We start from the raw sequence: 14,961 nt of genomic DNA, 5'->3' as shown, positions 1-14,961 counted from the left end.
TTAGTGCGAGTGCCTGTTTGCTGTTCGAACTTTCGGAACATGATTTCTGTACAAGTAATGAAAAGCTGCGAGCAGGAGGATATGCATGACAGCGAACACAAAATACATATTGCTGAATACCGATGCTTCCAGGTTTCCATTTAGTCCATTCCATGCACTCCTCGCTCCTTGATCAAGGAGTATACTGTAGAAGGAAGCGGCGATTGCGCCGGACATAAAATTAAGAGTCGAAACAAGCCCCATCCCTATTCCTATATATTCTGGAGCAAGTGAACGGGACACGCTGTTAATGAGCGAAATTTGAAGACTCATTTGGCTTACAGTACCTACAATGAGGATAGCTGCTATCCAATAATGATGAGCCCCTGCCCAAATGGACATCGCCATAAATGTAATGAACAAGAGACATGCCGATATCGAATAGACAAAGTGATTCCCACGGGTATCGACGACTTTTCCAATCCTTTTTCCAAGCAAGGCAGAACCGATCGCTGCGGGAACCAACATAAATCCGACGATTCCCGAGGAAAGATCATTGACCTGTTGCAGCAGCAGCGGGGTCAGAAATGGGAACGAGAACCCAATCCCCTGTACAAGAACCAGAATAACCAGCCCGATAGCATAGCCTTTCGATCGAAACAATTGAAGGGGTATAAATGGGACTAACGTCAGCCTTGAACGAACAATAAATAATATAAACAGGACTGACGCTGCTGAAAAATACAGTATGTTCGCTTGAGTTATCGACATCATAAGCAATACAACAAATAAGGCGAGCAGGCTTCCCCCGAAGTAGTCGATCTTATCTTTCTTTAACTCGCCCTTCTCTAAATACTTTAGGTAAAACGGTAAAGTAACCAGTGTAAGGATCGGCACTGCAAACAGCCATCTCCATTCGGCAAAGCTGACAATTGCTGCTGAGATGACAGGTCCTATTGCATTTCCAACCGCAAGTCCTGTAAAGGTAATCCCCAGTGCATACCCTCTTCTCTCCGGACTGAAATATCTGACAGGTATGATGGTACTCATGGCCGGCACTACAGCAGCCCCTGCCGCCTGTACGATTCTGCCCAGTACAACCATAGAGTAAGACTGCGCTGTAAATCCAACCAGCGACCCCAGAGCAAACATGAACAATCCAATCACAACTAAATGCCGCAGATGAACCAGGCTTACCAGCTTCCCGTATGTGAGCGTACCCAGCGCGTAGACGACGAGATACGCGGTGGAGACCCAGCTTACCTGAGCTACGGTTAATGAAAATTCAATGCTGATGTCCGTCAGCGCGATGTTAAACATCGTTACACTCATGACCGACAGCACCATGGTAAATGCTAAAATTCGAATTAGTCTATTTGCACGATCGGCTGCATCTTGTTGAGTCGGACTAACCACCTTGTCGTCCATTTCAGTTTTCCTCCCTTACTTCTCTTTTCTCCAGTTTATTCTTGAAGAAGATGGAAGAAAAATATATATTTAGCCATATTCTTATATACTGAAGTATATTAAGCTGTATATAATCGAGAAAAAGGAGCGAAAACGATGGAACTTTTGCAGCTTCACTATTTCCGTACTGTGGCGCAGCTTGAGCATATGACGAAGGCTGCTGAGCAGTTAAGAATTGCTCAGCCTGCGCTCAGCAAAACCATCGCTCGCCTTGAAGAGGATCTGGGTGTTCCTTTATTTCGAAGGAACGGCAGGCAGATAAGGCTTAATGAATACGGGAGATCATTTCTTCAGCGAGTAGAACTCGTGCTGTCAACACTTGAAGAAGGCAGAAGAGAACTTGAGGACATGGCTGGACTGAACCAAGGAAGGATTGAGATTGCCATTCAAGACCCGGATCGTATAGGAGAGCCTTTGAAATTGTTCAGTAAGAAGTATCCAAACGCCAAATTCGGATCATTCAAGCCACACATCATGAGATGGAGTCTTTACTAAATGAAGATCGGATTGATTATTGCCTGTCTTCCCTTCCGATCGCTGCATCGGATATCCAATCTGAATATCTCACGAAAGAAATTATTAATTTGGCACTCCCCCCAAACCATCCCTTCTCTGATCGTGACAGGCTGCAGCTGTCTGAAGTGAAACAAGAGCACTTTGTTGGTTACAAGGAAACTCATGCTCTCTACCATATCCAGAATGAATTTTGTCGTAAATCCGGAATTTCACCAAATTTTGTATGCCGGGTGGATGAACCCTCCATGCTGCTCAAAATGGTTGAAGCAGGGATGGGAGTCGCCTTCGTATCCTCCTGTATTCGTGACTGGTCTCCCCAGGTGCAGCTAGTCAGCATCGTTGATGAGCATTCCAAAGCCTTGTTTCGTTTAACCTGGCATAAGAACCGCTATTTATCGAAAGCGGCTCTAGCTTTCAAGCAATTTTTAATAGACTACTATATGCAGGGTTTGAATTTAAACGAGAAGCTGGAAGATCGATGGCAGAACGAGGAAAAAATCTCTTCGTCAAGATAAATAAAAGAGCTGGACCGTATTAATGACGAATACGAGCCAGCTCTATAAGAACGAATACACTCTTTTAATTAATAAATCCTTCCAGTGCAATAGTCGGTTTGCCATCTGCGTTCCAGGCACCCTTGTTGTATCCACCATTATACCCGGGGGTCGCTTGAGGTTCCCAATAGAATACACCGAGCCCTTTGCCTCCAGAAATATTACGCACATCATTTTTGATCTTTGTAATGAAGCTCTTGGCTGCCGAAGCCTGATTGTAATCCATACCGATCTCGGATATGACAATCTCTTTTCCATACTTCGATATCAACTGATTCGCATTCGTTATGGTCTGATTCACCTTGGTCGTCCAATCAGAGGCCGATGGATATAGAGACAGTCCGATGACATCAAAATTGGCTCCATTTTGAACAAGACCTCCGATATTCCAGTCGAGAACGGCCTGATCATGTCCGTTTGCCAGGTGCACGATGGTTTTCGTATTCGGACTGATCGACTTCACGGCATTATGCCCGGTGTTCACGAGCCAAGCATAATTTTTCATGTTTACGGAAGCTTTACCGTCATTCCATAACATCCCGTCATTTGTTTCGTTACCAATTTGAACCCAATCCGGTGTAACCCCTTTGTTCTTCATAGTATTCATCACATAAATGGTGTGGGACCATACGGCGTCCATAAGCTGCTGAAAAGTGTAATTTCGCCAGGCATAAGGCTTGTTCTGCTGTCCCGGGTCAGCCCACGAGTCACTGTAGTGCAAGGTCAGCATTACACTCATTCCCAGATTCTTCGCTCTAAGCGCGAGATCAGCTGCTTTCTCTGCATTCATATATCCGTTTACATAATCACTCATGTTGGGATTCACCCATACACGCAAGCGAACCGAGTTCATCTGATAGTCATTTTTTAAAATTTGCAGGATATCACGCTGCACCCCGTTCTTGTCCTTCCACTTGTATCCTGCTGCTTCCATCCCTGCTACCCAGCTGATATCCGCTCCTTTGGCAAAAGCAGGGGCTGCCTCCGCCTTACGATCTTCACCAGACGGGCCGAGCAGCATGAGTAACATCGAGAGACTCAAGAATATCAATCCAAATCTGTTTCGGTGCTTTTTCATACAAGACCTCCTATATCCAGTTCACTCTCCTCGGAAAGTGTTATCTGTATTGTAAACGCTGTCATATATGCATCCTAGGATATTTTTCCAACATTTTGGCACTTATTCTAACCTGACTAAAGGAGTAGGAATCGATAAGGTAAAGGAGGTAAAAGAAAAAGCCCTCCATGAAGGACGACTTTTTACGTTTAAGCAGGTTATTGTAAAGGCTTGAGTGCTTCCACATATTGCGGATACCAGTGATCCCACTCTTCTTTACTCTCTGTTAATGCTCTTCCATTTAACAAAGTTTCAATAGCATCAAGGCAGACATGCCAGCCTGCCAGATCCTTAGGGGTATGGTCTGTAAGAAAAGTGATTTTTTCTGAGAGTAGAAGCGTCGAAGTTTCGCCCGTTTCGTCTGCATGGATTTCAAATCGCACCTTGTCTTCTCCCCACACAAATTCGAGTACCTTGCCCTCTACATAGTCCAATATCGGCATTTCCTCATAAGTCCCATCCTGCATATCAAACAGGATCATTCCCCCGTTTCCGAGTTCTTTCACCTCAAGCTCTGGAAACCACTCTTTCAATCGTTTGTTATCAATGAGCATTGCCCATACCTTATATGCAGGATGATTTAATTCGCGTTTGAATTCTGCGATGTAACCCGATTCATTCCTCTGAATTTGAGCGATCATTTGAATGTCCCTCCTTCTTATATACACATCATTATACCGATAATATGAGGTTAATACGAATGCTCCAAACCTGCGATTCCATTGGACCTGGAGAACTAAGCTACCTTCTTCGTCCGATGTAGAGTAAATGTGAGGATATACCAAGCAGCGCAGTGTCTTCTGCAGTTGAGATCATCAGCTCCACATATTTTCGGTAAGCCTCGTCCCCTTGATTTCTCCAATAATCCACCTGTTCAGGTTGCAGCAATGCTCCGATACTGGTAGAGCCAATAAGATTAATCTTCTCAAATCCATGCTCCTGCATAAAAGGTTCGATGCTGGCTGTGTCGAAGTAGTACGCTCCCGTAAAACGCCCTTTATCCTCGTGATTAAATCTGCCTGTAGCCCAAAATTGCTCGAGATTGCCCATCGTATGATTCGGCTTCCAGTGCGCTGGATTCAGTAATGAGTTCAGCAGCATGCGGGTGCGTGTCTGAAAGGCAACAAATACGATTCCACCTGATCTGGTAACTCGATACAGCTCCTTCGCCGCCTTGGATCGATCCGTTTCCTCCTGCAAATGATACAGAGGACCGAGCATCAGGGATGCATCAAAGGCTTCGTCCGAAAATAAATGGAGGTCGGCTGCATTCAGCACATGAAATCCGTCAAATTGTGAGGTCAGCTGTAAATGAGCTGCCTGTTCCTCAGCTACGCTTACAAGTCTCGGAGTCAGATCAGACAAGGTGACCCGATAGCCTTGCTTCGCCAGCTCCATTGCATATTTACCTGGACCTGCCCCATTGTCCAGTACATGACCCGTCGGTGGAAGATTTCGCGTTATATAATGCCAGTTCACTGTAAATTCCAGCGGTTCCCGATCCAGTCTTCCCCATTCATCAAAGGCTTCATAATAATCAATGATCTCCTTCATCATTACCTTCCCCCTGCAATGGATTTCACCTGCTTAGCACAAAAAATCCCGTCGCCTCTAAAGAGGCGACAGGCCATCATTCCTTCGCGGTACCACTCTTCTTTATTCGAATGCAGGTCATGATCACAAACGCATCCGAATCTTGAACAACCGTATATCGACGGTTAGCCGGTACAGCCTAAATGAAGTCTCCAATATCAGCAAGAGTTCAATTCAGCTATACTACTCCAGGGTGAGGTGTGCCTCTGCTTGAATCCCTGCCTTGCACCAACCGGCAGCTCTCTAAGTCATCATGCGGAAGCAGATCCCTTTCATCGCTTTTCGTGTTTTGAATTTCCACTATTATACATATAGAAAAGGTTATTGCCAAGCAAAGAATTTGCAAAAGCTCACGTAAGATCTCTGATCATTTGCCCCATCTGTCTGGACCATGCTGTGTCTTATTTCAAAATATAATGAGAAAGAACGCTCTGCACCTCGTAAATATTCGTGTTTTTATTAAACGTCTTTTGAAGCGGAACGGTAGAACTGGAAATGTAAATCTTAAGTTCAGCTTCCATGTCAAAGTGTCCTGCCGTTTCAATGGAATAATGCGATATGCTCTTATAAGGGATCGAATGGTATTCCACCTTCTTGCCCGTAATCCCTTGTTTATCAACAAGGATTAATCTTTTGTCAGTAAAAATAAACAAGTCTCTTACAAGCTTATACGCTCGCTCAATTTGCTCATTAGGTGCCAGCAGAGCAGCAAATTCTTTTTGAACTTCAGCCAAGTTCACTTGTGAAGCATTTCCTAATAATCCATCTAAAAATCCCATATAATGGTTCTCCTCCGTTCCTATAATAACTCCATTATATTAGAAAAAGTCCGAAATTAGCAGTCAGAATCTAGGAAACGATCAAAAAGGCAAAATTCATGCGAGCGCAGTAGAACTCACGTGAACCTTGCCTTTCATCTACATATCAAATTGTCATTCTCTAACCTTTTACCGCCCCGAGTGCAACGCTGCCGATAATCTGTTTAGAGAACACGGCGAACACGATAATAATAGGGACAATCGAGATGGCGACACCCAAGTACAGGAGTCCATAATCCATACCGTAATATCCCTGAACCAGTGCAACGAGCACCGGCAGTGGATATTTATCCAGTGAGAAGAACAATACAAGCGGTGTAAGGAAATTGTTCCATGAGCCAATGAACGTAAATATGCCAAGCGCTGCTACCGCAGGACCAAGAATCGGCAGCACAATCTGGTTAAAGGTTCTGAACTCTCCGCTCCCATCAACCCGTGATGACTCGATAATCTCATCCGGAATGCTGCTCTCGATGAATTGCTTGATGAAAAATACGTTGAAGGCATTGGCTGCCGCCGGCAATATGATGGCTGCATAGCTGTCCAGCATGCCGAGTGTACTGAACAGTCGATACATCCCGATCAGCGCCAGCTGTCCGGGTACCATCATCGTCGCCAGCAGGAACAGGAACAGCCATGTGCGGCCTTTAAATTTATATTTTGCAAATCCAAAAGCCGTTAAGGCACCGATATACAGGGAGAGAATCGTGGAAGCTCCTGCGATAAAGATGCTGTTCCCGAAGCCCCGCCAAATGTTGATCTTGGAAGCCATATTGGCATAATTGTCGGGCAGGAACGAACCCGGAAGAAAGGTGAAGGTTGACGCGATCGTAGCATTGTTATGGGTAGAATAGATCAGCATGAGATAGAACGGGATAATACAAATAATGGCTAGCGCAATTAGAAAAAGATAGACCAATACTTTGCCGGGTGTCAGCCGATTCACCTTTGCTTTTCTCTCATAAGCCATGCTTTGCTCTAATGATTTGGCCGTATGCATCCTCATTCCCCCCTCTTATGAGCTGCTCTTGCGTTTGGTCATCACGAACGAGGCAACCGACAACAAAATAATGATCACGAACAAGCAGAAGGCAATGGCTGCTCCATAACCAAAACGCGTGCTTTGGAAAGCAACATTGTACAGATACATAATGCTTGTCATGGCTGCCCGGTCAGGTCCCCCCGTTCCGTTCGTCAGTGTAAAGGGCTGATCAAAGATTTGAATGCCGCCGATGATGGACGTAATAATCTGGAACAAAATAATCGGGCGCAGCATAGGAACGATGATGTGAAGGAAGATATGCTTCTTCTCCGCGCCGTCAATTTGGGCCGCTTCCTGCAAGGAAGGGTCGATGCCCTGCAGCCCTGCAAGATAGATCACCATGGAGTAGCCAAAATATTGAAAGAACAAGATCGCCGATACGATCAGCCGCATGAACCAAGGATCGTTCTTCCAATTGATCGGATTCTCAATGAGACCCACCTGGACAAGAAAGTGATTGAGTCCCCCAGACTGCCAATCGAAGATCAAGCTCACCAGCAAACCTAAGGAAGCAGCAGTGACGATGTTCGGAAAGAAGTATACGGCCCTAAAAAAATCTCTTCCTTTGAGAAGCTTGTCATTTAGAATAAAAGCCAATACCAGCGAAACGGTCAGCTGAGGAACTACCGATATTCCCCATATGAATAAGGTATTAAACAGTGTCTTCCAAAAGAGCGGATCCTGCACGACGGCCACGTAATTGCCAAGACCTACGAACTCCGGCGTCGTAATTCCGTCCCAGTTGGTAAAACTGATGTATAAGCTGTACAGAATCGGATAAAGTCCAAAGATGAGAAAAATGATGAAAAACGGAGCAATAAAATAATAACCATAGTGGTCTTTGCGTATGGACTTAGCAAACATTCATTGGTACCCCCCGTGATCGGATTCCTATTCACGTTCTTTCGTATTCAGCATTTCACTCCAATCCTTCGAGCTCTGGAAATCTCAATTTGACGTCGCGTTTAATTCTCTCTACGGCTTCCTCCTTCGTTTGAATGTCGTTGTTCAGATACAGCTGAAGGACGTTTTTGAATATATCACTGTTGATCACCGTGTCATATTTCGTTCTTTTATAGACAGGAACGTCTTTCGCTGCCTCTGAGAAGAACTCAAAATGCTTCTGCCCGCCAAGATAATCCGACGTTACTGTCTCTGCCAGCTGATCATTCACGATCATGTTGCTCGTAAAGTAGTCTTGTTCCTGTGCCAGCTGAGACAGAAATTCGTGGTCAAAGTTATAAAACTCAATAAACTTCCAGGCCAGATCCTTCTTGTCACTATTGCTGTACATGGCAATATAGGTTCCACCCGAGCTGAATCCTGTTGGTCCTTTAGCGAGCCCCCACAGGCCAGAAGTGTCCGGAGCATTGGCCTTAAAGGTGTATTGAAGCCCCCAGGTGGCTGCTGGGTAAAACATAACTGTCCCCTTCTGCATGGAGGCAGCGGAGCCTGCACTTCCTTCTTCATATTCCGCAAGCACTTTACGTTCTCTCGCTTCTCTAACGAGATCCAGAATCTCTAAATACGTATCATCCATGACAAACTTGCCGTCTTGCACCCAAGGTATTCCATCATAAGAGTTCGAAATCGCGTTCCAGTTCGCCAGAGCATGGACTTGGTTGCCACTCTCCTGCTGTACTCGTTCACCAATCTCAAAGATTTTGTCCCAGGTGTCAATTTGCTTGCTGACCTCTTCGGGATCATCTGTCCCCAAGTATTCCTTCGCCAGATCCCGCCGGTAATAGATAGCGCCCGGAGTTGCCTGATAGCCAATCGCTCTAACATTCCCTTCACTGTCTTTCTCATTGGCCTGGACAAAAGGATACTGCTCAGGAAGCAGTGTGTCCGCATCGTAAGGTGCCTCTGACAGATTTTGCAGGTAAGGCACATCAATCAGCTCTCGTATGTTAGCGTTTTCAATCATAAAGACATCTGGTGCCTTGGAGCTGGTCTGCAGTGCCGACTTCAGCTTGGTGATATAGAAATTGCCCGGAATGTTGACAAAATTGACCTTAATGTCCGGGTACTTCTCCTCGAACTTCTCAATCGCATAGCCGGCTTCATCCGTGAAGCTCCACACCGTGATCTCGTTATCATTAGATTCGGCCAAGGCCTGGAGCTGACAGCCTGACAGCAATACGGCTGAGCATAGCAGTACAAGCAGCGCTAGATGATGGCGTTTAACCTGCGGCTTCCGGTGACGAGAAAATAGATTCATGAGCTCCCTCCTTCAATTAAGGAAACGCTTACATTTTATTCGATTATATTGATTTTGAAGTAGGCTTTCTTCACCGATATTGTTCATCATCCTTCATATTTTGCGTTGTTTGTTTTATGCTTCTTTCGAAAATCGGACGGGGTGCAGTTATTATATTTTTTGAACAGGCGGTTAAATGAGTTAATATTGTTAAATCCGTGGCTTACCGCAATATCAAGAATGGAATCCTCACTGAACAGCAGCGCCCATTCCGACTTAATAATTCGAAAATGATTCAAATACTCCATCAGCGTGATGCCCTTAATATCCTTGAACAGCTTACAGACGTAAAATTTACTAAATTTAATATGGTCAGCGACTTGATCCAGCTTGATATTCTCAGCGTAATGCTCCTCCAGATATTCACATACCCCCTCAATAAACTCAAACTTCTTCGAGGTAGTAATTTGCCAGTTAAGCGCCTCGGAATCCTCACTAGGATCGATTGTGCGCAGGAGCTGTACAATAAAGTCATACAGCCTTGCAATCATGGCCCATTTATAACCTGCCTGTCTGTTGCTCTCTTCCGCTGAAAGCGCACTGAGGTACTCTCCTAATGCTCTTTCTTTACATGTGGATGCAGGAATAACGGATGTTTTATTAAATAACTGCTTCATGCCAAGCCAATCTGTGTCTTCTATAAAGCTACTCGTAAACAGCTCCATTCGAAACAATATAATGGTCAAATTCTGCGTTCCCGGCAAAAAACAATGCACATCTCCAGGCTTGATCACCAGCACATCGCCTTTTTGAAGCTCATAAATACTGCTGTTCACGCCAATACGCCCGTAGTCCCCTTCGACAAATACCATCTCCACCTCTTCATGCCAATGTGCTGCATAGTTAAATTGATCACCCGTATGAATAACCCTGATAGGAAAACCTTCTGTCATATGACCTGTTTCAAGAAATGTCGGTACGCCCATTCTCTCCACCCTTTCCTATTCGTTTTTATCACACTACCTTATTATAGTTATGCTCCCCCGGTTCGTACCAGCAAAAATATAAATAAGCCGCTGTTTTCAATATAAATGAAAGCAGCGGCTTATGCAGGAATCCACCTTGATTTCGAGAACATAAATGAGGTTTTATTGTAATTTACTTCAGTTAATTAGGTCTTCAAAGTAGTTCTTCAGTTCCTGAATGCTCTGCGTACGGAGTACAATTTCTGTATCATCGGTAATTAACATCGTCGGGATTTCTTCAACATCCACCCGTTCCGCTCTAATCTGGTTATCTTCCGTGTTCATGTCATACAATTGTACACCTTGAATGACCTCCAGCAAATCCTCACTAGAGTTCATATATTCAAGCAGCTTGTTATCGAGCTCCCTGCTTGAATCGCGAAACAGATGAATTTTGTACATCCCTTCTGTATCGGATAGAAAATAAGAAAGCTCAGACTCCTTGCTGGTCCCGCTGCAGCCTGCAGCACATAGCAACAGAAGCACAACGACTAGCTTGGTTTTTCTCAATATGAACCTCCTTTAATCAAGCACAATAGTCTTGTTCATTTCAGCCCAGGTAGCAGGACCTATAATCCCAAGACGCCATAGAGCAACGCCTTTCAGATCATAACGCTTCGCTAGACCAATCTTCGTATTGATGCTTGCTGCAGTTTCGCTGCCGCGGGATATACCTAGAATAAGCTTATCCTTGTTGACCTGCTTCAGTGCCAGCTGTATGGCTTCATCCACCTTTGCCACGGGCTCGGGGCTATTCTCATCTCCATAGGCATACGCCATAAGAACAAGATCATCCGCAAGATTTGCAAGTGTCTTATAGTCATACCCTTGGTACACGCTGTTCAGTGCATGCACGATGACGGTCAGCTTCATGTCTTGCTGCTTGGCCCTTGAAGACAGCTCTTTGACAAATGCATTATAATCGCTCTTTACCTTGGATTTATCACCGGTCATCCCAAGTCCTTCCAGGTCCAGTGCAATGCCTTTGAAGCCTTTTTCTGTTGCTGCTTCCATTATGCTGTCTATCGTTTGACTCCGCAGTTCCGTGTCTTCGAGGTTCTTCGTCAGCTCCAGCATACCATCTACGGAATATACCATGAGATAGGGGGTTGTTCCTTCAGATGCGGCATCTTTAATAATGGATTCACCTGTAATCTCTCCTGATGGAGCGGGCCATCTGTACTCATCCCCGGTTAACGTAAAATGACCTTCTCGATCAATTCGGCTCCAGCCAAACGCGGCAGCGTCAAACTGATGGAGATACGAAATCTCATCAAAGGAACGCAGAGCATAATAGCCAAGTGTGTACATCTCTTCCCGAGGCGATGTAATCGATACAGTCTTGGACGCTTGGTTCCAGCCTACGCCTGCACCAAACTGCTGACTGAAGAAGCTAAGCGGAATCATCGTTGTATTGCTGATCGTCCTTGGGGCTAATGTTAATGAGACGTTTTGACCATTTACCTTAGCTGTCTTGCTGCCGAGGGTGAGCTCAACTGTCTTTTTGATGCCATCTGACAGCTTGGAAGCCGTTATTTTCTTGGCCTTCTGGTTCCATACTACATTGATCCCAAGCGCTTCGGATATCGCTCTAAAAGGAACCATCGTTGTTCCGCTAATGACGACCGGTTCTACTGGAAAAGGCAAAGGATAATTATCCAGCATAATCTTCACTTGATTGGTGCTCGCCGCTTGTGCAAACGGAGCTGCTGCTCCACCGGCTGCTGAACCTAATACAATGGCGCAGCTGAGCAGTATTTTTCCCCATTTCTTCATTCTTGCTCGTCTCCCATTCTCATCATTATAGTAAAAGGTGTATCTATCAACGCTGCATATTTTACTATAATAATAGAAGAAATAGGTTAATTTTCTTTAATCTGATAATATTTATCTTTCAATTTTATTGCATTTACAACAATTATGAGGTAAGTTTATATATATATTTTGTTGTATATGCAACAATAAGATTAAGGAGTTGAGTTATGACGGAGATTCTTCGTGAAATTGGAATGATAGCAAGAGCATTAGATTCTATAAGTAACATCGAGTTCAAAGAATACGATCTGACTAAAGGCCAATATCTGTATCTAGTGCGAATTTGTGAAAAACCCGGAATTATTCAAGAAAAGTTGGCTGAAATGATTAAAGTAGATCGAACTACAGCAGCTCGTGCTGTAAAAAAACTCGAAATGAGTGGCTTTATTAAAAAAAAGAGGACAAGCATAATAAAAAAATAAAGAAACTCTTTCCTACAGAAAAAGGAATGACTACTTATCCTTTTATTAAGGAAGAGAACGATTATTCTGAACGTGTTGCTTTAGAAGGGTTCTCTGACATAGAAACAGAAAACATGCTTCACTCTCTCAGAAGAATAAGATCAAATATCGAAAAAGATTGGGAATATGTAAAAAGAGGAAAAAAAAGAGTTTATTAAAAATATATTGGGATGTGACATATTCTTATGGCTATTAACATAAAAGAATGCACTAATGAAGATGTGCTGCTGCTCCAAGAAATAAGTATTGAAACATTCAATGACACATTCAGTAATCAAAACTCACCAGAAAATATGAATTCCTATCTGGCAAAAGCATTTCACTCCAAACAGTTGGAAAAAGAATTGTCCAATATCTCATCTGATTTCTATTTCGTTTATTTCAATAATGAAGCCGCTGGGTATTTAAAGATTAATATCAATGATGCTCAATCTGAACTAATGGGTGATGAATCACTTGAAATAGAAAGAATATATATCAGGAGTGAATTTCAAAAACATGGCCTTGGCAAGCGACTTTTAAATAAAGCTATTGAAGTAGCATTAGAACGTAACAAAAACAAAATTTGGTTAGGTGTTTGGGAGAAGAATGAGCCTGCCATCGCATTTTATAAGAAAATGGGATTTGTTCAAACCGGATCTCACTCATTTTTGATAGGTGATGAAGCGCAAATTGACCTTATAATGTCTAGACCCCTTTTATAAGCAGCCCAAGCAAAATTCGAAAATAAGAAAAAGCCAACCTTGTTTAAGGCTGGCTTAAATTCACCACTTACAGGTACAAGGCGTCTACATAAGCTTGATCTTCTTGACCTTTGGGAGAATATCCTTCTTTTATTAATGTACGAATCGTTGTTTCCTTGAGCACCCAGACTAAATATTTATTCAATATCGCCCATAGAAGAATGCCCAGCAGGAAAAATGGAATGAGTGACACAGACATAATTATGGAGAAAAAGAGCAGCATGATCTGTGCGAAGATAAAGTACAAAATAATGAGGCTTGGAGCCAGCATTTTACTTGCTCTCACCTGACGATATACTTTAAACAGCTTGAAGGACGCTGTCCAATTCAGCTTGCCTTTTGCTTTGACAGGCACTTCAGCCGGTGTATCTCCCTTTAACATGTAGAGTAGTGATTTTTGGTCTTTCTTCTTGTTCAACGAATGGTTCCACCTTTTTGTTATGAGATCTGATATTGTATGCTAGTGTTTCGCTACCTCCTCTACAATACCACATCCGAATTCAATATTGAAATATGCGCAGGATCTAGAGATCACTCACTGCCTCTTGCAATATCCGAAAAGATTCCTTACGCTTATCCAGATCGTAGATAAAGGACAAGGCCATCAGCTCATCGAACAGATATTGTTCCTTCAGCTCCGTTATTCTTCGCAGTATGGTTTCCTTAGAGCCTATAATATGAGCCTGTTTAATAGAGTCCACTAGTTCCTTGTCACGCAGCGACAGCTCAGCTTCATTCCAAGCTTCCGGACTGTCCATTCGCAGTACTCTCCCTTTTTTTAAATAAAAGGTAAACTGTATGGAAGTCTTCGCGAGCTCCTCCGCTTCTTCATCTGTATCTGCCGCTATAACCCGAATCGCTGCCAGCCCGTAAGGATCATGAAGACCATCATGAGGTACGAAACTCCGTCTATATTCACGGAAAGCGGAATAGAGCTGCTCCTCCTGCCCTGGTGAGAAATAAGCAAAGGCGTACCGAAGACCCATGGATGCGGCAAGCTGCGCACTGGAGGGACTCGTTCCGAGAAGCCACAGATCAGGAGTGAACTGAGTGCGAGGCGTGGTCATTAATCCTCTTAACGGATGGGACGTAGGGAGCACTCTTCCAAGATATTCTTGCAGCTGACGCAGCTGCTCTGTATAGGTATCCGGATCTCGAAGCTGTAAATCCTGTAACGCTTTGGTCGAGTTCGGCAAACCACCGGGGGATCTCCCTACCCCTAAATCCACTCGATTCGGCGCCAGCGCAGATAGTACTTTGAAATTCTCAGCAACCTTGTACGGACTGTAATTTTGCAGCATAACACCGCCTGAACCAATCCGCATATTTGACGTAATTGCAGCGATATAACCGAGAAGCACTTCTGGCGAAGAACCGCCCATTGCATCGGTGCTATGATGCTCAGCTACCCAATACCGTGTATATCCAAGTTGATCAGCAAACTTTGCCAGCTGGGCCGTTTCGTTAAAAGCCAATTCAGGAGTGCCCTTCACCTTCAGCGGTGTTTGATCCAGTATACTGACGCGCATTGTACACTCCTCCTTCTGTCTTACATGACGATTTTAAGATGCTGAGCTATATTAATTGCATCTTCTATGTATTATAAAAGATTTTGTCGACCAGTCCTAATC

16 protein-coding genes and 1 pseudogene are annotated in these 14,961 nt (G+C 44.0%); 4 read left to right on the top strand and 13 right to left on the bottom strand.

Translation table 11 applies throughout. The features are described 5' to 3' along the window. Entirely contained in the window at positions 1-1,407 is a 1,407-nt protein-coding gene (locus TCA2_RS11150) for an MFS transporter (RefSeq protein ID WP_047911704.1), read from the bottom strand. A 135-nt stretch (positions 1,408-1,542) separates the two neighbouring features. On the opposite strand from TCA2_RS11150, the gene TCA2_RS26625 reads away from it, so the two are divergent. Beyond that, positions 1,543-1,941, top strand: coding sequence for a LysR family transcriptional regulator (locus TCA2_RS26625; RefSeq protein WP_081872425.1), 399 nt, complete (start codon positions 1,543-1,545; stop codon positions 1,939-1,941). Beyond that, on the top strand, positions 1,926-2,477 hold the full coding sequence (locus TCA2_RS26620) for a LysR family transcriptional regulator substrate-binding protein (RefSeq protein ID WP_081872423.1): 552 nt from the start codon (positions 1,926-1,928) through the stop codon (positions 2,475-2,477). The genes TCA2_RS26625 and TCA2_RS26620 overlap by 16 nt, the downstream gene beginning before the upstream one ends. A gap of 64 nt (positions 2,478-2,541) precedes the next feature. Here TCA2_RS26620 and TCA2_RS11140 read toward each other — a convergent pair whose 3' ends face one another. The 10 genes from TCA2_RS11140 to TCA2_RS11095 all read right to left on the bottom strand — a co-directional run bounded on the left by TCA2_RS11140 (position 2,542) and on the right by TCA2_RS11095 (position 12,087). Continuing rightward, positions 2,542-3,546: a glycosyl hydrolase 53 family protein gene (locus TCA2_RS11140; RefSeq protein WP_238546377.1), complete on the bottom strand. Its 1,005-nt coding sequence runs from the start codon at positions 3,544-3,546 to the stop codon at positions 2,542-2,544. A 245-nt stretch (positions 3,547-3,791) separates the two neighbouring features. Beyond that, a complete protein-coding gene (locus TCA2_RS11135) occupies positions 3,792-4,274 on the bottom strand; it encodes an SRPBCC domain-containing protein (RefSeq protein ID WP_047911702.1) in 483 nt (160 codons plus the stop codon). Positions 4,275-4,374: 100 nt separating this feature from the next. After that, the gene (locus TCA2_RS11130) at positions 4,375-5,187 is read right to left on the bottom strand and encodes a bifunctional 2-polyprenyl-6-hydroxyphenol methylase/3-demethylubiquinol 3-O-methyltransferase UbiG (RefSeq protein ID WP_047911966.1); all 813 of its coding nucleotides are present in this window, start codon (positions 5,185-5,187) and stop codon (positions 4,375-4,377) included. Between the two features lie 440 nt (positions 5,188-5,627). Continuing rightward, positions 5,628-6,005 (bottom strand): PH domain-containing protein, encoded by a 378-nt coding sequence (locus TCA2_RS11125; protein WP_047911701.1) that lies wholly within the window; start codon positions 6,003-6,005, stop codon positions 5,628-5,630. Between the two features lie 160 nt (positions 6,006-6,165). Beyond that, positions 6,166-7,044: a carbohydrate ABC transporter permease gene (locus tag TCA2_RS11120; RefSeq protein ID WP_081872421.1), complete on the bottom strand. Its 879-nt coding sequence runs from the start codon at positions 7,042-7,044 to the stop codon at positions 6,166-6,168. A 15-nt stretch (positions 7,045-7,059) separates the two neighbouring features. Next, positions 7,060-7,950: a carbohydrate ABC transporter permease gene (locus TCA2_RS11115; protein WP_047911700.1), complete on the bottom strand. Its 891-nt coding sequence runs from the start codon at positions 7,948-7,950 to the stop codon at positions 7,060-7,062. 55 nt (positions 7,951-8,005) lie between these two features. Continuing rightward, positions 8,006-9,307: an ABC transporter substrate-binding protein gene (locus tag TCA2_RS11110; RefSeq protein WP_047911699.1), complete on the bottom strand. Its 1,302-nt coding sequence runs from the start codon at positions 9,305-9,307 to the stop codon at positions 8,006-8,008. Positions 9,308-9,393: 86 nt separating this feature from the next. After that, positions 9,394-10,272 (bottom strand): AraC family transcriptional regulator, encoded by an 879-nt coding sequence (locus TCA2_RS11105; protein WP_047911698.1) that lies wholly within the window; start codon positions 10,270-10,272, stop codon positions 9,394-9,396. A 177-nt stretch (positions 10,273-10,449) separates the two neighbouring features. Further along, positions 10,450-10,821 (bottom strand): hypothetical protein, encoded by a 372-nt coding sequence (locus TCA2_RS11100; protein WP_047911697.1) that lies wholly within the window; start codon positions 10,819-10,821, stop codon positions 10,450-10,452. Between the two features lie 12 nt (positions 10,822-10,833). After that, positions 10,834-12,087, bottom strand: a complete 1,254-nt coding sequence (locus TCA2_RS11095) for a stalk domain-containing protein (protein ID WP_047911696.1) — start codon at positions 12,085-12,087, stop codon at positions 10,834-10,836. Between the two features lie 206 nt (positions 12,088-12,293). Here TCA2_RS11095 and TCA2_RS11090 point away from each other — a divergent pair. Beyond that, positions 12,294-12,745, top strand: a pseudogene (locus TCA2_RS11090) (MarR family winged helix-turn-helix transcriptional regulator). Between the two features lie 27 nt (positions 12,746-12,772). Beyond that, positions 12,773-13,291, top strand: a complete 519-nt coding sequence (locus tag TCA2_RS11085) for a GNAT family N-acetyltransferase (protein WP_047911695.1) — start codon at positions 12,773-12,775, stop codon at positions 13,289-13,291. 67 nt (positions 13,292-13,358) lie between these two features. On the opposite strand, the gene TCA2_RS11080 is transcribed toward TCA2_RS11085, so the two are convergent. Then, the gene (locus TCA2_RS11080) at positions 13,359-13,748 is read right to left on the bottom strand and encodes a hypothetical protein (protein ID WP_047911694.1); all 390 of its coding nucleotides are present in this window, start codon (positions 13,746-13,748) and stop codon (positions 13,359-13,361) included. A 106-nt stretch (positions 13,749-13,854) separates the two neighbouring features. Further along, on the bottom strand, positions 13,855-14,859 hold the full coding sequence (locus TCA2_RS11075; protein WP_047911693.1) for an LLM class flavin-dependent oxidoreductase: 1,005 nt from the start codon (positions 14,857-14,859) through the stop codon (positions 13,855-13,857). Between the last annotated feature and the right edge of the window lie 102 nt (positions 14,860-14,961).

This window comes from Paenibacillus sp. TCA20 (assembly GCF_000732325.1).
Lineage (GTDB): Bacteria > Bacillota > Bacilli > Paenibacillales > Paenibacillaceae > Paenibacillus > Paenibacillus urinalis.
Note: the sequence above shows the minus strand (reverse complement) of the source record. Positions and strands in the feature narration are given on the sequence as shown.

Coding starts and splice junctions, on each gene's coding strand:
- TCA2_RS11085 (WP_047911695.1), top strand. CDS start 12,773: ATGGCTATTAACATAAAAGAATGCACTAATGAAGATGTGCTGCTGCTC.
- TCA2_RS11150 (WP_047911704.1), bottom strand. CDS start 1,407: ATGGACGACAAGGTGGTTAGTCCGACTCAACAAGATGCAGCCGATCGT.
- TCA2_RS11110 (WP_047911699.1), bottom strand. CDS start 9,307: ATGAATCTATTTTCTCGTCACCGGAAGCCGCAGGTTAAACGCCATCAT.
- TCA2_RS11095 (WP_047911696.1), bottom strand. CDS start 12,087: ATGAAGAAATGGGGAAAAATACTGCTCAGCTGCGCCATTGTATTAGGT.
- TCA2_RS26625 (WP_081872425.1), top strand. CDS start 1,543: ATGGAACTTTTGCAGCTTCACTATTTCCGTACTGTGGCGCAGCTTGAG.
- TCA2_RS11125 (WP_047911701.1), bottom strand. CDS start 6,005: ATGGGATTTTTAGATGGATTATTAGGAAATGCTTCACAAGTGAACTTG.
- TCA2_RS11075 (WP_047911693.1), bottom strand. CDS start 14,859: ATGCGCGTCAGTATACTGGATCAAACACCGCTGAAGGTGAAGGGCACT.
- TCA2_RS11135 (WP_047911702.1), bottom strand. CDS start 4,274: ATGATCGCTCAAATTCAGAGGAATGAATCGGGTTACATCGCAGAATTC.
- TCA2_RS11140 (WP_238546377.1), bottom strand. CDS start 3,546: ATGTTACTCATGCTGCTCGGCCCGTCTGGTGAAGATCGTAAGGCGGAG.
- TCA2_RS11105 (WP_047911698.1), bottom strand. CDS start 10,272: ATGGGCGTACCGACATTTCTTGAAACAGGTCATATGACAGAAGGTTTT.
- TCA2_RS11115 (WP_047911700.1), bottom strand. CDS start 7,950: ATGTTTGCTAAGTCCATACGCAAAGACCACTATGGTTATTATTTTATT.
- TCA2_RS26620 (WP_081872423.1), top strand. CDS start 1,926: ATGGAGTCTTTACTAAATGAAGATCGGATTGATTATTGCCTGTCTTCC.
- TCA2_RS11130 (WP_047911966.1), bottom strand. CDS start 5,187: ATGAAGGAGATCATTGATTATTATGAAGCCTTTGATGAATGGGGAAGA.
- TCA2_RS11120 (WP_081872421.1), bottom strand. CDS start 7,044: ATGCATACGGCCAAATCATTAGAGCAAAGCATGGCTTATGAGAGAAAA.